The 17183-nt window shown below is 54.5% G+C and carries 13 protein-coding genes; 12 read left to right on the top strand and 1 reads right to left on the bottom strand.

Annotated elements, in window-relative coordinates:
• Nucleotides 1-12: 12 nt before the first annotated feature.
• The 12 genes from JDF658_RS01295 (at nucleotide 13) to JDF658_RS01240 (ending at nucleotide 16599) form a co-directional block, all read left to right on the top strand.
• The gene (locus JDF658_RS01295; protein WP_079906226.1) at nucleotides 13-2256 is read left to right on the top strand and encodes a PQQ-binding-like beta-propeller repeat protein; all 2244 of its coding nucleotides are present in this window, start codon (nucleotides 13-15) and stop codon (nucleotides 2254-2256) included.
• Nucleotides 2257-2304: 48 nt separating this feature from the next.
• Entirely contained in the window at nucleotides 2305-3288 is a 984-nt protein-coding gene (locus JDF658_RS01290) for a CotS family spore coat protein (RefSeq protein WP_078664922.1), read from the top strand.
• Nucleotides 3289-3469: 181 nt separating this feature from the next.
• Nucleotides 3470-3745 carry a hypothetical protein gene (locus JDF658_RS01285; RefSeq protein ID WP_078664921.1) on the top strand — a complete coding sequence of 92 codons (276 nt, stop codon included), beginning with the start codon at nucleotides 3470-3472 and terminating at the stop codon, nucleotides 3743-3745.
• 208 nt (nucleotides 3746-3953) lie between these two features.
• Nucleotides 3954-5930, top strand: a complete 1977-nt coding sequence (locus JDF658_RS01280) for a sigma-54-dependent Fis family transcriptional regulator (RefSeq protein ID WP_159073846.1) — start codon at nucleotides 3954-3956, stop codon at nucleotides 5928-5930.
• Between the two features lie 144 nt (nucleotides 5931-6074).
• Nucleotides 6075-6560 carry a 4Fe-4S dicluster domain-containing protein gene (locus tag JDF658_RS01275; RefSeq protein WP_079906224.1) on the top strand — a complete coding sequence of 162 codons (486 nt, stop codon included), beginning with the start codon at nucleotides 6075-6077 and terminating at the stop codon, nucleotides 6558-6560.
• Between the two features lies 1 nt (nucleotide 6561).
• A complete protein-coding gene (locus tag JDF658_RS01270) occupies nucleotides 6562-7281 on the top strand; it encodes a CoB--CoM heterodisulfide reductase iron-sulfur subunit B family protein (protein ID WP_078664918.1) in 720 nt (239 codons plus the stop codon).
• Nucleotides 7278-11639: an FAD-dependent oxidoreductase gene (locus JDF658_RS01265; protein WP_079906223.1), complete on the top strand. Its 4362-nt coding sequence runs from the start codon at nucleotides 7278-7280 to the stop codon at nucleotides 11637-11639. The genes JDF658_RS01270 and JDF658_RS01265 overlap by 4 nt, the downstream gene beginning before the upstream one ends.
• A gap of 1 nt (nucleotide 11640) precedes the next feature.
• Nucleotides 11641-12078, top strand: a complete 438-nt coding sequence (locus JDF658_RS01260) for a hydrogenase iron-sulfur subunit (protein WP_078664916.1) — start codon at nucleotides 11641-11643, stop codon at nucleotides 12076-12078.
• Nucleotides 12065-12730, top strand: coding sequence for a methylenetetrahydrofolate reductase C-terminal domain-containing protein (locus tag JDF658_RS01255; RefSeq protein WP_078664915.1), 666 nt, complete (start codon nucleotides 12065-12067; stop codon nucleotides 12728-12730). Before JDF658_RS01260 ends, JDF658_RS01255 begins: the two co-directional genes overlap by 14 nt.
• Nucleotides 12727-13620 carry a methylenetetrahydrofolate reductase gene (locus tag JDF658_RS01250; protein ID WP_079906222.1) on the top strand — a complete coding sequence of 298 codons (894 nt, stop codon included), beginning with the start codon at nucleotides 12727-12729 and terminating at the stop codon, nucleotides 13618-13620. The genes JDF658_RS01255 and JDF658_RS01250 overlap by 4 nt, the downstream gene beginning before the upstream one ends.
• Before the next feature lie 130 nt (nucleotides 13621-13750).
• Nucleotides 13751-14809, top strand: coding sequence for a hypothetical protein (locus JDF658_RS01245; protein WP_079906221.1), 1059 nt, complete (start codon nucleotides 13751-13753; stop codon nucleotides 14807-14809).
• Nucleotides 14810-14943: 134 nt separating this feature from the next.
• The gene (locus JDF658_RS01240; RefSeq protein WP_079906220.1) at nucleotides 14944-16599 is read left to right on the top strand and encodes an AMP-binding protein; all 1656 of its coding nucleotides are present in this window, start codon (nucleotides 14944-14946) and stop codon (nucleotides 16597-16599) included.
• Between the two features lie 48 nt (nucleotides 16600-16647).
• Here JDF658_RS01240 and JDF658_RS01235 read toward each other — a convergent pair whose 3' ends face one another.
• Nucleotides 16648-17172, bottom strand: coding sequence for a hypothetical protein (locus JDF658_RS01235; RefSeq protein WP_079906219.1), 525 nt, complete (start codon nucleotides 17170-17172; stop codon nucleotides 16648-16650).
• Nucleotides 17173-17183: the final 11 nt, after the last annotated feature.

The following is a 17183-nucleotide window of genomic DNA, read 5'->3' as shown; positions in this document are numbered from 1 at the left end:
GGGACTGGAGTTATGCGTAAGTTAATATTCCTCTTGAGCCTGGTTCTGGCCTGGTGCTGGCCTGGGCTGGCCCGGGCTTCCGAAACTGTGGCTGCGGCAGTCTACCAGGGCTACCTGGATCCGGCTGCGGACTTAACCTTTGCTGTAATTACCGATTCCCATGTGGGTTTTAGTACAGGCCTGGCCCGAACCAGGCTGGCAGTAACTGAACTCAACCAGAATCCTGTGGCCCTGGATTTTGTCATTCACATGGGTGATATGACGGAAAAAGGACTGGCCTGGGAAATCAATGCTTATCGCCAGGCGGTCAGCCCTCTAAAGGTGCCTTTATACAACGCCCTGGGCAACCATGACAGCCGCTGGAGTGATCAAACCAAACCCGTTTGGGCCCGGCTGTTCGGGCAGGGAAGCAAAAGCTATTATTCCTTTGATTATAAGGGCTACCATTTTATTATCCTGGATTCAGCTATCCCTGGTGCTACCCATGGCCATATCGATGGACCCCAGCTCAGCTGGTTGCAAGCTGACCTGGCCCGGCTGGCTCCTGGTACGCCGGTGCTGGTTTTCAGCCATCATCCGCTGGCTTTTAGTAACCGCTTTATCGATAATGAGGATCAGGTACTGGAAATACTGCAAGGCTATAATGTTCTGGCCTATTTTGCCGGACATGGCCACAGCCACCTGCAGTGGAACCGCAATGGTCGTCCCTTTTTTATGGTGAAGGCCATTGTGGATGGTGGCTATGCCCTGGTTCAAATCAAAGAGGGGAAATTGACCCTCTGGCATAAGCAGATCGGTTTCCCCTGGCTGAAAAAGCTGGCGGAAGTTTCAACTCGCGAAACTGTTAACCTGCAAGGAGCGGAAGTGCAGGCTGCGGCTACGGGAATCAGCCTGCGCTTATCCGGGGAAGAACGTCCTGAGCGTATTGAAGCCCGGGTAGACCGGTCTGGCAACTGGCAGAAACTCGCTCCCCGGCCTGATGGCAGCTGGCAGCTGAACTGGCAGATTACTACCCCTGGTCAACATCTGGCTACAGTTCGCCTGGTTTTTTCCGGCGGCCAGGTCTACTATCTCAATCAAACCTTCCAGGTTACCGGTCAACCGGCTCTGCTCTGGCAGGCTGAAGTAAAGGGCAGTGTCCAGTCTGCTCCACTGCCCTGGAACAAACAACTGCTGGTTACTTCCAGTGATGGGCTGCTGACGGCTCTGGACCGCTTCACCGGTAACCGTCTCTGGTCATACCAGGTGAGCCCGGAAGGGGAGGCTCTGGTGGGAGGAGCAGTGCTTTTCCCTGAGGGAGCCATGGCTGTGGCAGTGGATGGCTGGGCTGCCGCTGTTAATGACGAAGGCCAGGTGCTCTGGCAGGTTAAGTTACCGGCGGGTTCCCTGGCTACACCGATATGGAGCGGCAAGTACCTGATCTGTGCCCTGGCTACCGGGCAGGTAGTGGCACTGGCTCCTGAAAATGGTGGGATTGTCTGGAACTATAAAACCGGCGGGGGTCTACGGGCCCAGCCGGTGCTGGCTGGTAACCGTCTTTTTGTAGGTAGTAACGATGGTTACGTATATGCCCTGGCGGCCGATAGCGGCAAGCTTCTCTGGAAGACCCTGATCAACAGCGGATTTTATTATGCTCCGGCTACCGCACCGATGGCGGTAGGGTATGGGCTGGTCTATGCCGTTGCCCCTGCGGACAAACGCCAGGGCGGCTATTCCCTCTTTGCTCTGGACCAGCTGGACGGCAAACTGGCCTGGAAGGCCAAACTGGCAGGAGGCTATGGTGCACCGCTGGTACAGGGACAGGCGGTATTTGTTAATGCTGTCAGTGGCCGCTTGTATGCTTATCATCCTCTGACCGGCAAGGAATTATGGCAATTTAATAGCGGCAAGACCATCTATGATACCCGACCCGTTCTGGTGGGTGGTCAGCTGGTCTGGAACACCTTCTATGGTGGCTTAATTGGGATCGATGCTCAGAATGGCCGCCTCAGCTGGCAGTACAAGACAGGGGATGCCTTTATGCTGGCGGCACCGGCAGCAAAGGGGGATGTAGTCTATGGGGCAGACCTTGAGGGCCAGGTCCTGGCCCTCAAGGTACCTCTCACGCCGACGGGAGCTATTCTGCAGGGGAAACTGCCAGACTGGCGGATATACCTGGCCGAGCAGGAACGGCTCAAGGCCGAGGCCCAGAAAAAACTGGCTGAACAGGCGAAAAAGAAGAAAAAGGCGAAAGCAAAAAGAAAAAAGAAAAAATAACTCCTTTCTTCCCCCGGGCATAAACTGTGCCAAAGGGGGAATTTTTTTATGAAAAGAATAGCAGAGGCTTACGGTTGGGAAAAAGCCAGGTTTCGACGAATCAATGATACAGTCTGGAAAGTGCGGGCCCGGCAAGGGGAATTTGCTTTAAAACGACCTACTACCAGTCCGGAACGACTGGCGTTTATTACAGCTGCCCTTCAGTATTTAAAACAAAAGCAGTTTCCCTGGTTTGCTCCCCTGGTACTGACAGGGCAGGGCGAAGCAATCTGGCAGGAGGGGGGAGAGAGCTGGCTGGCCACGGGCTGGGTTCAAGGTAGGGGCTGTGATTTTCGCCGCCGGCAGGATTGCTTGCAGGCAGCCCGGACCCTGGCGGCTTTGCATCAGGTGGCTCATGGGCTGACACCACCGCCGGGCAGCCGGCCCAAAACCATGTACTGGGCCTGGCCGGAAAAATATGAGGAAAGGATTGAGGAGTTGCAGGCTTTTCAAAAACTGCTGGCCATGAAGGGAAAACTCAATTCCTTTGAACGGGGATTTTTGCAGGCTTTGCCCCGGGGTTTGCAACTGGCCAGGCAGGCTCTGGAAGTACTCAACAGCAGCCAGTACCAGGTGGTGGCTAGTGAAGCTGAAAGAGCTCAGGCTTTTATCCATCGGGATGTGGCGGCCCGTAATTTCATTATTCATCCGGATGGGCATGCTTATTTAATCGATTTCGATTATTGTCGCCAGGACTTACCAGCAGCCGATGTGGCCCGGTTGTTGCAACGGGCTATGAAGCGCCAGGGCTGGCAGAGGGAAAAGGCAGAAGCCATTCTGGCCGCTTATGAGGAGATACGCCCCCTGTCAGCTGAGGAAAAGACGGTGATCGCTGCTTTTCTCACTTTTCCCCAGAAATTCTGGCGCCTGGCCAATCGCTATTTTTACCGCAAAGAAGGCTGGAACCAGGAGAAATACGCCGCCAAACTAAATAAGGCTGTAAACTACTGGGAGAAGGTGCCTGAAGTATGTGCCTTGCTGCTGGCGGGATAAGACAGTATGCAACAGATGCTGGGACACTGGGAAGAGGCCGCATAACAATTAAACTGCCTGAATAACCATTGAGGGACGAAAAACTTCTTTTCGCCGATAAGGCCCGCAGCGGGCATTGCTCTTGCTAGGATAATAGTCAAAAGCAGCCGAAAGCAGGAGCGGCGGAAAGGAGGAATGGAAGATGGCGGTGGATAAAATTCGCTATCCCGAAGGGATGCCGGAAGTGCTGCCTGGCCCGGAAAAGCCCCAATTGCGCCTGGTGCAGAAAATGGAGTTAAAGGAGGTGCGGCGGGGGGCGATTGTAACTTCGGTTACGGCCGTCTATTTCTGCCGAGCCTGCCAGGAGAAAAAGACAGCTCTGGATGTAAAACTGTGTGATTGTGGTTTGATTATGTGCAACCAGTGCTGGTCTGAGTGGGATGACCGCTGTCCCCTCTGCGAAACCGATTTATCATGACCTTTAACTGCTGATTTTGACCATTGGCCGCCCGGCTGTTTCAATTTTGCTGAAAAAAAGGTACATTGAAAGCAAAGGGGGAAAAAGGGGCGGACGCTTATGCAACAGGTTTGGTGGGGAAAAAGGCGCATAGGGTGGAATGGGCAAACCGGTCCGAACAGGACCGGTTCTGTTTTTGTGCAGACAGGAACAAGAGGGGGAGTGCGGGATGGTACATCTGCTCTCTGACCATTTGTATCAGGCCTGGCTGGAATTTCAGCGTCAGGGCCGGGCTGGAATAAACCAGGAGCACCTGAGGCCGGAAATAGCCGAGTCCTGGCGGCGTTCCCGCCAGGCCGGGATCAAATCGGAGCTAAAAAAAGTACCGCTGGTGCTGGGCAAGGAAGAATTGTTCAGCCGGCGGCGGGAAAGGGAAGAGTTAATCAATCTGGCTACTCCCTATTTAAAATCTCTCTACTCTTTTGTCCAGGGCTCCGGGTTTATCGTATCCCTGGTGGATGAAGAGGGCTATTTGCTGGAAAGCGTTGGGGACCCGGAAACCCTGCGTTTGGCTCGTGAATGTCGTCTCGTGCCTGGTGCCTGCCTGGCGGAAGGGGTGAGCGGCACCAATGCCACCGGGCTGGCTTTGCGCTTACTTCGGCCTATTCAGGTTTTTGCTGCCGAACACTATCTTGAGGGCCTGCATCCCTGGACCTGTTCTGCCGCTCCCATTATGGGCCTGGCTGGCCAACCTCTGGGCGCTATCAGCATGACGGGCAGCTTTGAAAAGGTGCATAGCCACACGCTGGGGATGGTAGTAGCCGCTACCCAGGCTATTGAAGGGCAGTTAAAAATCAATCGGGCGCTGGAGAGAATGACGGTGTTAAATCGTTATCAGAGCGCCATTATGGAGGCTATCTCAGAAGGATTACTGGCTCTGGATGAGCAAGGCCGGGTAACCCGTTTGAATCAGGCGGCGGCCCGGATTTTGCGGTTAAACAGCGAGGGGGCCATTGGGCAGAGAATCGACGAAATCCTGGGGGAAGGTAACCCTGTCAGCCGGGCCCTGACCCGGGCGGAGGAAATTTCCGAGGAGGAGTGGCAACAGGAAAGCTGGCGGGGGCAGATTCACTGTACTGTCTCCTGCCGGCCTATTTATAACAGCCAGCAACGGCTGGTGGGGATGGTAGTGGTGGTCAGGGAAATCCAGAAAGTAAGACAGCTGGTATCTAAAATGGTGGGAGCCCGGGCCCGCTTCAGTTTTAATGACCTGATCGGTACTAACCCGGCTTTTCTGCGGACAGTGGAGCTGGCTCGCCAGGCGGCCCGCAGCAATTCCACCGTGCTCTTGCTGGGGGAAAGCGGCACCGGCAAGGAGGTTTTTGCTCAGGCTATTCACAATGCCGGGCCCAGGGCCAGCGGACCGTTCATCGCTATCAACTGTGCCGCCCTGCCGCGGGAACTGATCGGTTCTGAGCTGTTCGGCTATGCGGAAGGAGCCTTCACCGGGGCCAAACGGGGTGGTAACCCCGGTAAATTCGAGCTGGCTGATGGCGGGACAGTATTTCTGGACGAAATCGGGGAAATGCCCCTGGAAATGCAGGCCCATTTGCTCAGAGTCTTGCAGGAACGGACAGTGATGCGTATCGGGGGCCAGCAGGTTATTCCGGTGGATGTACGGGTGATTGCGGCTACCAACAAGAATTTGCGGGAGGAAGTGGAAAAAGGGCGTTTTCGCCTTGACCTCTACTACCGTTTGAATGTCCTGACCATCCAGATGGTGCCCTTGCGCCAGCGCCCGGATGATATCATGCCTCTGGCTAGATTTTTCCTGCAACAGATGACTGAGCGGCTGGGTAAGCAGATCAGAGGCTTTCATCCCCGGGCCGAAGAGCTGCTGGTGCGGTATTCCTGGCCGGGGAATGTGCGGGAGCTGGAAAATGTAATCGAACGGGCAGTCAATGTAGCGCAGGGGCCCTGGTTGACCCCGGCGGAGCTAGGACCGGAATTTCTCATGGAGGGCAAATCCCTGCGGCTGGAGCCGGTAAATAGCAAAACCATGCGGCGTTCCCTGGATGAAGAAACCATTCTCAATACCATCAAGCGCTGTCAGGGTAATCTGGCCCGGGCGGCCCGGGAACTGGGAGTTGCCCGCAGCACTTTGTATCGCAGACTGGAACAGCTGGGACTGTTGCGCGACAGATAAGAAGACATTTAACAGGTAAATGGTTTTAACCGTTTACCTGTCTTTTTTTGTTCTTGAGCAGGCGGTATTGACATTTTACCGGGAAGGGGGAGGAATTGGAGTGTCCCTTGCATGTAATTAAAGCAACACGAGGAGGTGACCGGTATGTTGCCAGTTGATGGCTGTTACCAGTGTCAGAAGTGTACCGCCGGGTGTCCGGTAGCTCCCTGGACGGACATCGGACCTGCCCGGCTGGTAGAGCTTTTGTTAAATGGTCAGGAACAGGAGGCCCTGCAGTCCAATCGCCTCTGGCTGTGTTTGCACTGCGGTACCTGTGCTGCCCGCTGTCCAAACGGAATCGATGCGGGGGAAGTTACCGCTAGTTTGAAACAGAAAGCCTGGCTGCAGAAAATGGTAACCCCATCCCCGTTGCCGGCTTTTTACCAGAGTTTTCTAGCCAGTGTGGCCCGCTGGGGCCGGGTCTATGAACTGGGTATGATACTGGGGTATAAATGGCGGACCGGCCGCTGGCTGGCGGACCTGGCTCTGGGCTGGCAGTTGCTAAGGCAGGGCAATTTACGTCTTCTGCCCCAGCCCATTCAGGGGCGCTCTGAGGTAGCGGCTTTGCTGCAGCGGGAAGGGAGGGCATAGAATGGTTTACGGATATTTTCCCGGTTGTTCCCTGCATTCCACAGCCCAGCTTTATGAAGATACTGCCCGCAAGGCCCTGGCTCTGCTGGGGATTGAGGTCAGGGAAGTACCGGACTGGAATTGCTGTGGAGCGACCCCGGGCCATGCCTGGTTGCCACCGGTAGGGGAGGCCCTGGCTCAGCGCAATTTAAAGCAGGCTCGCAAGGCGGGGCTGGGAGAAGTGCTGGTCCCTTGTGCTGCCTGTTACAACGTGCTGGCCCGTCAGGCCGGACCGGACCTGAAGATCCGGCATCTGCTGGAACTGATGACTGAAGCCGGGCTTTTACAGGAAATAGAGAAACGGGCCCGGGGACAGCTATCCGGGCGCAAAATTGCGCCTTATTATGGTTGCCTGTTAGTACGACCAGCGGAAATCGCCTTTGATGATCCTGAACAGCCCCGGCGGCTTGATCAACTGTTGCTGGCTTTGGGAGCAGAACCTGTGCTCTGGTCCTACAAAACCGCTTGTTGTGGGGGCAGCATGGCCGTGCCCCATGGCCAGGTTGTTTCAGAACTGGTTAAAAAGATTGTGGAGGCTGCGCGACAGGCCGGAGCTGCGGAAATAGTTACTGCCTGTCCCCTCTGTTATGCCAATCTGGCCTGGCGGCAAGGGGGCAGCAAAAAGCTGCCGGTTCGCTATTTTACAGAATTGATTGTGGCAGCACTGGGGGTGAGCAGATGAAACCGGAACAAGTGATAGGAGCAGCTCTGGTGGTAGGGGGCGGACCAGCGGGGATGACTGCCGCCCTGGATTTGGCGGAAAGCGGGCATCTGGTTCATCTGGTCACCATCGGCCCCAGTCTGGGGGGAACCATGGCCCAGCTGGATAAAACTTTTCCCACCAATGATTGCGCGATGTGTTTGTTAGGTCCCAAAATGACTGATACTCTGAATCATCCCAATATTCGCCTCTCTACCTGCACCGATTTACTGGAGTTAAAGGGAGAGCCAGGTCAGTTCACAGCCCGGCTGAGGGTGCGGCCCCGCTATGTAAAAGAGGAAGAATGCACTGCCTGCGGGGAATGTGAACAGGTCTGTCCGGTGGAACTGCCCGCTGAGTTTAACCAGGGCCTGAACCGGCGCAAAGCTGTGCATAAAGCTTTTCCCCAGGCAGTGCCTAATAAATATTTGATCAGCAAGCGGGGGACCAGTCCCTGCCGTCTGGCCTGTCCAGCCGGAATCAATGTTCACGCCTATGTTGCCCTGGCGGCCCAGGGGCGCTGGCGGGAGGCCTGGGATATTATTCGTGAGGCTATTCCTTTTCCCATCATCTGCGGTACCGTCTGTCACCATCCCTGTGAACAGGTTTGCCAGCGGGGGCAGGTAGAGGAACCGGTGGCCATTAGTCGGATCAAACGCTTTATTGGGGTCAAGGTGCTGGAAGAACTCAGGGATGAAGATATACGTCCGGCTATCAGGCGGCAGGAACGAGTAGCGGTGGTGGGGTCTGGACCAGCAGGTCTTTCCTGTGCCTATCACCTGGCCCGACGCGGTTATCAGGTTACGGTTTTTGAGGCCTTGCCGGTAGCCGGAGGTATGATGCAGGTTGGTATCCCCGAATATCGCTTGCCCAAAGCTCTGGTGCAGAAGGAAATCGAGCTAGTTCAGCGTCTGGGGGTAGAAATTCGGGTTAATAGTCCCATCGGTGGGGAAAGAACTATCACCAGTCTCCTGGAAAAAGAAGGATTCCAGGCGGTGTTTCTGGGCATCGGTGCCCATGAGCCTCAGACTCTGGGATTGCCCGGGGAAGAACTGGATGGTATCTATCACGGGGTCAGCTTTCTCCGCCAGGTAGCATTAGGGGAAAGACCTGTCCTGGGGCGCAAAGTGGCGGTGATCGGCGGCGGCAACACCGCTATGGATGCTGCTCGTACTGCCTTGCGCCTGGGGGCAGAAGAAGTGACTGTTATATACCGGCGCACGGAAGAGGAAATGACTGCTTTACCGGAAGAAGTGGTGGAAGCCCGGGAGGAAGGGGTGGAATTCCGTTTCCTGACTTCCCCATTAGCCTTCCTGGGTCAAGAGCGGGTTCAGGCGATTAAAATCCAGAAAAACCAGCTGGGGCCTCCTGGACCGGACGGGCGGCGGCAGCCCCGGGGTATTCCCGGTTCGGAGGAGGAACTGGCGGTAGATGCAGTGATTATCGCTGTCAGCCAGGCGCCGGAAAAATCCTTCCTGGGGGAACATCCCGGTCTTAAAACCCGGGGCCGTCTTATCGAAGTGGACCCTGTCACCCTGGCCACCAGTCTGCCTGGCGTTTTTGCCGGCGGCGATGCTGTGACTGGACCCAAAACTCTGGTGGAAGCCTGTGCTGCCGGCCGGGAAGCGGCGGAATCGATTGATCGTTACCTGAACGGCCTGGATCTCTACCAGGGCCGGGAGCGCCGCTTCCTGCCTGAAGCCCGCTGGACCCCGGAAGAGCTGGCCCGGGTGCAGCGGCAGCGCCGGGTAGCGGCCAGTAAATTGCATCCGCTGGAACGACGGCAGACCTTTGCGGAAGTGGTACAGCAATACAGTGAGGAACTGGCCCGCCAGGAGGCTGCCCGTTGCTTGAATTGTGGCGGCTGTTGTGAATGCCGTCTCTGTGAGAGCGCCTGTAAGAAACAGGCCATCGCCCATGACCAGCAGGCAGAAGAAAGGGAAATAGCCATTGGAGCGGTTTTGCTGGCTCCCGGTTTCAGTTTGTTTGATGCTCGCTGTTACGGGGAGCTGGGCTATGGGATTTACCCTGATGTGGTTACATCCCTGGAATTTGAACGCATTCTCAGTTCCACCGGACCCAGTCAGGGCCATGTGGTCAGGCCCAGTGACGGGCAGACTCCCCGTAAAATCGCTTTTATCCAGTGTGTAGGGTCCCGGGATGCCTGTCGGGGTAACTCCTGGTGTTCATCCATCTGCTGTATGTATTCGGTTAAGGAAGCCATCATTGCCCGTGAACATGACCCGGAAATCGAGCCCACCATTTTTTATCTGGACCTGAGGGCCTATGGCAAAAATTTTGACCGCTATGTCCAGTCGGCCCGGGAGCAGGGAGTGCGCTTTATTCGCTCTATGGTGGCAGGAGTAAAATATGACCCTGTAAGAAAAAAACTGCTGGTCCAGTTTAGCCGGGAGGGTCAGGCAGCAGAAGAGGAATTTGACCTGGTGGTGCTGGCCGTAGGGGTAGAGCCACCGGCAGGGGCAAAGGAACTGGCCCGGGCGGCCGGGATTGAGCTCAACCAGTACGGCTTTGCCTGGACCCCACCGGAAGACCCGGTGGCGACCAGCCGGTCCGGGGTTTTTGTGGCAGGAGCTTTCCAGGGACCGCGGGATATTCCTGAGACAGTAGCCAGTGCCAGTGCTGCTGCAGCCAGAATCGCCGCTCTGCTGGCCCCGGGACGTCATACTCTGGTCCAGCCCAAAACCTATCCCCCGGAACGGGATGTGAGTCAGGAGGAAGCGCGCATCGGGGTGTTTATCTGCCGCTGTGGGATCAATATCGCTGCTGTGATAAATGTGCCCCGGGTGGTAGAGGCTGCTGCCCGTTTGCCAGGTGTGGTCTGGGCGGAGGAATTCCTATATTCCTGTTCCCAGGATTCTCTGAAACAGATTATTAACCGCATCCATGAACACCAGCTGAACCGGATAGTAGTGGCTTCTTGTACGATCCGCACCCACCAGCCGCTGTTCCGGGAAGCACTAAAGGAAGCAGGTCTCAATCAGTTCCTGTTTGAAATGGCCAATATCCGCGATCAGTGTTCCTGGGTGCACCGGCTGGAACCGGAAGCGGCCACGGCCAAAGCCATTGACCTGGTGAAAATGGCTGTTGCCAAAGTGGCCCTGCATCGTCCTCTGCAACTGCATCCAGTACCGGTAGTGAATCAGGCTTTGATAATCGGGGGAGGACCGGCCGGAATGGCAGCCGCCTATAACCTGGCGGAAATGGGCTTTCCTGTTCACCTGGTAGAAAAAAAGGAGGAACTGGGTGGCCTGGCTGGTTACCCCGGGGATGAAAGCGTTATTGCTGACCTGAGGCAGCGGGTTCAGTCTCATGCCCGGATCAGTATCTATACCCGGTCGCATCTGACCGAGATCGGAGGCCATCAGGGCCATTTCCGCTCCCGCATTGAGACGCCTGCCGGACCGGTAGTGGTGGAACACGGAGCGGTGGTTGTGGCAACAGGATTGGAGGAAGCAGAACCTGATCCGGATTTGACGGCCAACCTGGGCGAGGGCTGGTTAAGCCTCAGGCAGGTGACCCAACTGCTGGAAAAAGAACCTGACTGGCAACCTGCTTTTGAGCGGATCAGCATTGTCCTCTGTGCCTCCCAGCCCTTAGGTCCGGTATCCTTCTGTTCTCGCACCTGTTGTCTGCAGGGGCTGCGGTTGGCCCGCCAGCTCAAAAGCCGCTGGCCCCGGCTGCAGGTTCACATCCATTTCCGGGAGATGCGCAGCTATGGTTTCCTGGAAGAAGAATACCGCCAGGCTCGCCAGGAAAAAATCCGCTTTTTCCGCTACGAAGAAAATTGGCCCCGGCTCAATCTCCGGCAGGAAGGGGTGGTGCTGGCAACAGGGGCCCGGCCCCCGGCGGATCTGGGTCAACTTGCTTCCTTGCTCAAGGTGCATCGCAATGAACAGGGTCTGCTGGTGGAAACCCATGCCAAGCTGGGCCCCCTGGATTTTCCTTCTGCTGGTTTTTATCTGGCTGGTGCGGCTCATGCGCCCAAACTGCTGGCAGAAGCCATTGCCCAGGGGGCGGGGGCGGCGGCCCGGGCAGCTACCATTCTTTCCCGCCGCCACTTGCTAGCTGGTGGAGTAGTGGCCTTTATGGCTAGACCTGAGCAGTGTGCAGCCTGCCTTACCTGTGTCCGGGTCTGTCCTTACGGGGTCCCGCACATCAATGCCGATATGGTGGCGGAAATCAATCCTGTCCAGTGCCATGGCTGTGGTACCTGTGTGGGTGAATGTCCCGGTCAGGCCCTGGAGCTGGCCCATTACCATCAGGATTATCTGGCGGCCAAAGTCAGGGCTCTGGCGTACACCAGCAAAGGGGGTAGGTAGGATGAAGGATTTTGAGCCCAAAATCATCGCCTTTTGTTGCTATTACTGTGCTTATGCTGCCGCCGACCTGGCAGGTACCATGCGTCTGCAATATCCCCCTGCAGTAAGGCTGGTGGAACAGCCCTGTTCCGGCCGGGTAGATGTGCGGGTAATCCTGGAGGCATTTCTGCAGGGAGCCGATGGGGTTTTTGTAGCCGGCTGTCTGGAGGGAGATTGCCATTTTCTGAAAGGCAACCTGCGAGCCCGTAAAAGGGTGGAAGCGGCGAAAAAAATCCTGGATGAACTGGGACTGGGCCGGGAACGGTTAGAAATGTTCAATCTCTCCGGCTCTATGGGCCCTCGCTTCAAAGAGATTGTGGAGGAAATGACAGAGCGGATTCTCGCTTTAGGACCCAATCCGCTCAATAGAAGGGAGGTAGCTGGGGATGATTGTCGCTGAACCCAAACCCTATCGCCAGCTTTATCAGCTACTGGCAGGAGTGGAAAAGGTATTGATAGTGGGCTGTGCCGAGTGTGTTACTGTCTGTCTGGCCGGAGGGGCCCGGGAAGCAGGGATTCTGGCCACCTCCCTGCAAATTCTGGCAGCGGGGGAGGGACGTTCGCTGAAGATAAAAGAACATACCTGCATTCGCCAGTGTGAGTGGGAGTACCTGGAGGAACTGGAAAACCTGGCTCAGGATGTGGAGGTAATCATCTCCCTGGCCTGTGGGGTAGGAGTACAGTTTCTGGCAGAAAAATTTCCCCACCACTGGGTTATACCCGGGGTGGATACTAAATTTGCCGGGGGTGCGGTGGCCCATGGCCACTGGGAGGAACGCTGCGGCCTTTGCGGGCAATGTCTGCTCCACCGCACCGGTGGCATATGTCCCATCGCCCGCTGTGCCAAACGCATTCTCAATGGTCCCTGTGGTGGCAGTCAGAATGGCCGCTGTGAAGTTAAAGACAATCCCTGTGCCTGGCAGCTCATTATCGACCGTATGACGGCCCTGGGCCGGCTGGAGCAGTTACTGGAAATAGAGGAGGAAAAGGACTGGCGCCTGGCCCGGGATGGAGGTCCACGGCGGCTGATCCGGGAGGAGGTGAGCCTATGAGCCGTCTCCAACAGTTGCTGGAAGCTGGCAGGTTCGTGGTTACCGCAGAAGTCGGGCCCCCGAAAGGAGCGGATGCCAGCACTATCCGCCATCATGCTGAACTGCTGGCTCCTTATGTGGATGCCCTCAATGTTACTGACAACCAGACTGCCATTTGCCGTCTCTCATCCATTGCCGGGGCTTTTCACGTTCAGGCTGCCGGAGTAGAAGGAGTTGTACAGATGACTGTGAGGGACCGGAACCGCATTGCCCTGCAGTCCGATTTGCTGGGGGCCTGGTCCCTGGGGCTGAAAAACGTTCTTTGCCTGTCCGGTGACCATCAGACTTTTGGCAATCATCCCACTGCGGCCAATGTCTATGATATTGATTCCATCCAGTTCATTCGCGGTTTGCAACGCCTGCGGGAGGGCAAATTCTTCAATGGTGAACCGTTACATGGCGAACCGCCGCAGTTTTTTGTCGGTGCTGTTGCCAATCCCTTTGCCGATCCCTTTGAGTACCGGGTACTGAGACTGGAAAAGAAAATCCGGGCCGGTGCCCGTTTTATCCAGACCCAGAGTATTTTTGACCTGGAGCGCTTTGACCGCTTTATGCAGCTGGTACGGCAACGGGGTTTACATGAACAGGCTTTTATCCTGGCGGGAGTAACGCCGGTTAAATCGGTGCGCATGGCGGAATACATGCAAAAAAATGTTTCCGGCATGATTGTGCCGGATGCGCTCATCCAGCGCTTGAAACAGGCCGAAAATCCCAAACAGGAAGCGGTGCAGGTTGTGGTGGAACAAATTCAGGCACTGCGCCAGATTCCGGGAGTAAGAGGAGTGCATATTATGGCGGTGGCCTGGGAAGAAGTGGTGCCTGAAATCATCATACAGTCGGGATTACGCTAATTTTACTTATAGTAGTAGAAGTTTGTTCGCTAAATATGAACAAACTTCTATTTTTTTAATGTGATTTGCAGGAATCTGTAATTTTGTGGCGAAAAGGAATAGTAACATATTGCACAAAGGGGGACAGAGAATGAAAAAAATGGTTAAAGCCGCTGCCGGCTTGACCTTGTTAGCACTTGCACTATCCTTGCTATTCTTGCTAATGCCAGGGGATGCCGCCGTCAATCTCAATAGTTCAGCTTTGCTTTCACCGATCCCCATGCAGGCTGTGCCGGAGGCCATGACCCTGCAGGTAGATGGGACTTATGCCTATTTTATTGACGGTGGTGGCGACCTGGCCCGGATTAAACTCAGTGACTCTTCGGTGGAAAAACTGGTTACCAAAACCAATGTGGGAGAAATCGTTGAGCTGGCGCTAGATGGCAACTATCTGGTTTTCACAACCATTTACAATGGACTGAGTAAAATCTTCTGCCTGGATTTAACCACTAAAACCATTACAGATTTAGTCCCCTCCCGGCTCACTACGAAAAAAGCCTTTCCTGATGTAGCTGGTGGCAAGGCGGTTTGGTCAGAATGGACAGAGACGGTGGGGACTGATGGCCGAATCAGTTACTCCCGGGCGATTATTTACATGAAAACCTTGCCCAATGGGGCAGAAACAACCATAGATTCCAGTGCGGCCTATTTGGCCCGTGCCCGTATAACTACTACGCATGTGGCTTATGAGACTTTAAATGGTGGTACCAATTTCATCAAATTGCATAATATCAGTAATTCTACCAAGACGGATGTATCCGGAGCCAAGCGCTTGCATGATATCAGTCCCAATTATGTTTTATACAGTAGCAGTGGCTATGATTTGCAGCTCTATGCCATCAGCGGCGGCGCCAAATATCCAGTCATTAAAAACAGCTATCCTGGTGGTGCTGCTCCTACCGCTTTTGCTATCGGCAAGGCGGAACTGGTGACCAACCAGCTGGTAGTCTGGTCTGCTAGTAGCGGTAAAATCTATGGTTCGGATATCAGAACAGTTACCGCTCCTACCGGTCCCACCCAGCTGGTGGATTGCGGTCATCCCTGGCCAGCTTTTGCCTTGAGCAAAGTAGGGACAAACCCGCATAATATTGTCTACTGCCAGAATAGCGGTACTGCCGGAGTCTACAAATCCAGTGTAAATGTACAATAACTTCCTGAATGGCTGTTCACAGACAACAAATCACCATTCAGGGTAGAAAATCTACTTTTTACCAGCCGATGTTGTCGGCTGGTCTATTTTTGTTTATGCTGAAAATACAAAGAAGACAAGGGGGTAGAGAAGGGATGGAAGATTTGCGCAAACCCAATATGGAGGACTATGATAAGGTCTATGCTGAGTTCAAGCATCAGGTGCCGGAGTATTTCAACTTCGCCCGGGATGTAGTGGACAAGTGGGCCCAGGATCCGGATAAACTGGCCATGTGGTGGGTGGATGACTACGGCAATGAAGCCAAGTATACCTTCAAGTACTTTTCCGAACGGTCCCAGCAGCTGGCCAATGCTCTCAGCAAGCTGGGCATCAAGCAAGGGGACATGGTGTTCCTGCTCTTACCTCGGCTGCCGGAATGGTGGGAAAGCATTCTGGCAATTATGCGCATTGGGGCTGTTTATATTCCCGGGACGAGCCAGTTGACTCCCAAAGACCTGAAATACCGTTTTGAAGCTTCCGAAGGGGTAGCCATCATAACTGATGCTGAAAATGCCCCCAAAGTGGATGCTATCCGCAATGAATGCCCGACCTTGAAGCATTGCATTATGGTGGGCGGCAAAGCCGAGGGCTGGCTGGATTATGGTGAATTGATTGCCAATGAGCCCACTGTATTTGAAACTGCCAACACTCGTTCGGATGATCCGGCTATTATCTTCTTTACCTCCGGTACTACCGGGTATCCCAAAATGACTGTGCATACCCATGCCAGCTATCCCATTGGCCATATTGTCACCGGGAAATACTGGCTGGATCTGAAGCCTGGAGATTTGCACTGGAACCTCTCCGATACCGGCTGGGCTAAAGCTGCCTGGAGCTCTATCTTCGGGCCCTGGAACTGCGGTGCTGCCATTTTCATCCATCATTCCACCGGGAAATTCGATCCCAAGAAAACTTTGGAACTTCTGGCCACTTACCCCATTACCACTCTCTGTGGACCGCCGACCGCCTACCGGGTCATGGTGCTGGAAGACCTGAAGTCTTATAAATTCCCCCACCTGCGCCATTGTGTCGGCGCCGGTGAACCCCTTAACCCGGAAGTCATCGAGGTCTGGAAAGAAGCAACCGGTTGCATAATTCGCGATGGCTATGGCCAGACGGAATCGGTGATCATGGTAGCCACCTGGCCCTGCATTGAACCCCGGTTCGGTTCCATGGGCAAACCGGCTCCCGGTTTCTATATTTCCGTTATCGATGAAGATGGCAATGAACTGCCCCCCGGTCAGGAAGGGGATATTGCTGTCAGGATTAAACCGGAACGGCCGGTGGGATTGTTTAAGGAATACTGGAAAGACCCGGAACGCACCAGAGCCACCGAGCGGGGCGACTGGTATATTACCGGTGACCGTGCCTATAAAGATGAGGATGGCTATTTCTGGTTTGTGGGCCGGGCGGATGATGTCATTCTCTCCGCTGGTTACCGGATTGGACCCTTTGAGGTGGAGTCCGCTCTGGTTGAACATCCGGCAGTGGCCGAAGCAGCGGTAGTGGCCAGCCCCGATGAACTGCGGGGAGAAATCGTCAAGGCCTTTGTCATTCTGGCTCCTGGTTATCAGCCGTCAGATGCCCTGGTCAAGGAGCTGCAGGAACATGTCAAAAATGTAACTGCACCATATAAATATCCGCGGGAAATCGAGTTCGTCGCTTCACTGCCCAAGACCATCAGCGGCAAAATTCGCCGGGTAGAGCTGCGGGAACTGGAAAGAAGGAGAAAGCTAGGGGAAGGTAAGTAAAAGGGATAAATATAGAAGAGAGCAGGGGATGGCTGATGCCATCCCCTTTTATTTATGCTGAGCAATAATCTTTTCCAGTCCGTCCAGGGTCAGACTGCGTTGCAGGAACATATTTAAGGCTTTATCTCCTTCCAGCTTATAAACTGTAGGTCCACTGCCAACGGAATAATATTTTGCTGGCTCATCCGAGTATTTTTTTAGGAAGAGCAAATATCTTTCTCCGGGGGTGAAAATTTTATAGTTATCAAATTGAATAGTTTTGCCTATATCTTTATCATAGCCCCCTTCCTGGGCAAAAACAAAATTGCCGTTGATAACTCCCTTAAGATTTTTTTCTACCTGGATCTCAAAGTCGGTATAAGGAAACATATTTTCCTGGTAAGTTCCTAGATTTTTTACTACCCGGCCGATGACGATATTATCAGCCTGTGCAGCTGCTTTTTCTGGAGACATGATTTCCGCATAACTGGCATGGACAACTACCGGTTGTGAGGTGATATATTTGTAAAAACCAAAGAGACCAAAGACAGTCACAATTATGCCATATGAAAAAAATTTTAGTATTTTTTTCAAATAAATCGCCC

This window comes from Carboxydocella sp. JDF658 (assembly GCF_002049395.1).
In the GTDB taxonomy this organism is placed as follows: Bacteria; Bacillota.
The sequence above is the reverse complement of the archived record's forward strand: the minus strand, read 5'-3'. Positions and strand labels throughout refer to the sequence as shown.

Excerpts from the sequence above, each read along its gene's own strand:
- JDF658_RS01295 (WP_079906226.1), top strand. The coding sequence starts at position 13 with ATGCGTAAGTTAATATTCCTCTTGAGCCTGGTTCTGGCCTGGTGCTGG.
- JDF658_RS01290 (WP_078664922.1), top strand. The coding sequence starts at position 2,305 with ATGAAAAGAATAGCAGAGGCTTACGGTTGGGAAAAAGCCAGGTTTCGA.
- JDF658_RS01285 (WP_078664921.1), top strand. The coding sequence starts at position 3,470 with ATGGCGGTGGATAAAATTCGCTATCCCGAAGGGATGCCGGAAGTGCTG.
- JDF658_RS01280 (WP_159073846.1), top strand. The coding sequence starts at position 3,954 with ATGGTACATCTGCTCTCTGACCATTTGTATCAGGCCTGGCTGGAATTT.
- JDF658_RS01275 (WP_079906224.1), top strand. The coding sequence starts at position 6,075 with ATGTTGCCAGTTGATGGCTGTTACCAGTGTCAGAAGTGTACCGCCGGG.
- JDF658_RS01270 (WP_078664918.1), top strand. The coding sequence starts at position 6,562 with ATGGTTTACGGATATTTTCCCGGTTGTTCCCTGCATTCCACAGCCCAG.
- JDF658_RS01265 (WP_079906223.1), top strand. The coding sequence starts at position 7,278 with ATGAAACCGGAACAAGTGATAGGAGCAGCTCTGGTGGTAGGGGGCGGA.
- JDF658_RS01260 (WP_078664916.1), top strand. The coding sequence starts at position 11,641 with ATGAAGGATTTTGAGCCCAAAATCATCGCCTTTTGTTGCTATTACTGT.
- JDF658_RS01255 (WP_078664915.1), top strand. The coding sequence starts at position 12,065 with ATGATTGTCGCTGAACCCAAACCCTATCGCCAGCTTTATCAGCTACTG.
- JDF658_RS01250 (WP_079906222.1), top strand. The coding sequence starts at position 12,727 with ATGAGCCGTCTCCAACAGTTGCTGGAAGCTGGCAGGTTCGTGGTTACC.
- JDF658_RS01245 (WP_079906221.1), top strand. The coding sequence starts at position 13,751 with ATGAAAAAAATGGTTAAAGCCGCTGCCGGCTTGACCTTGTTAGCACTT.
- JDF658_RS01240 (WP_079906220.1), top strand. The coding sequence starts at position 14,944 with ATGGAAGATTTGCGCAAACCCAATATGGAGGACTATGATAAGGTCTAT.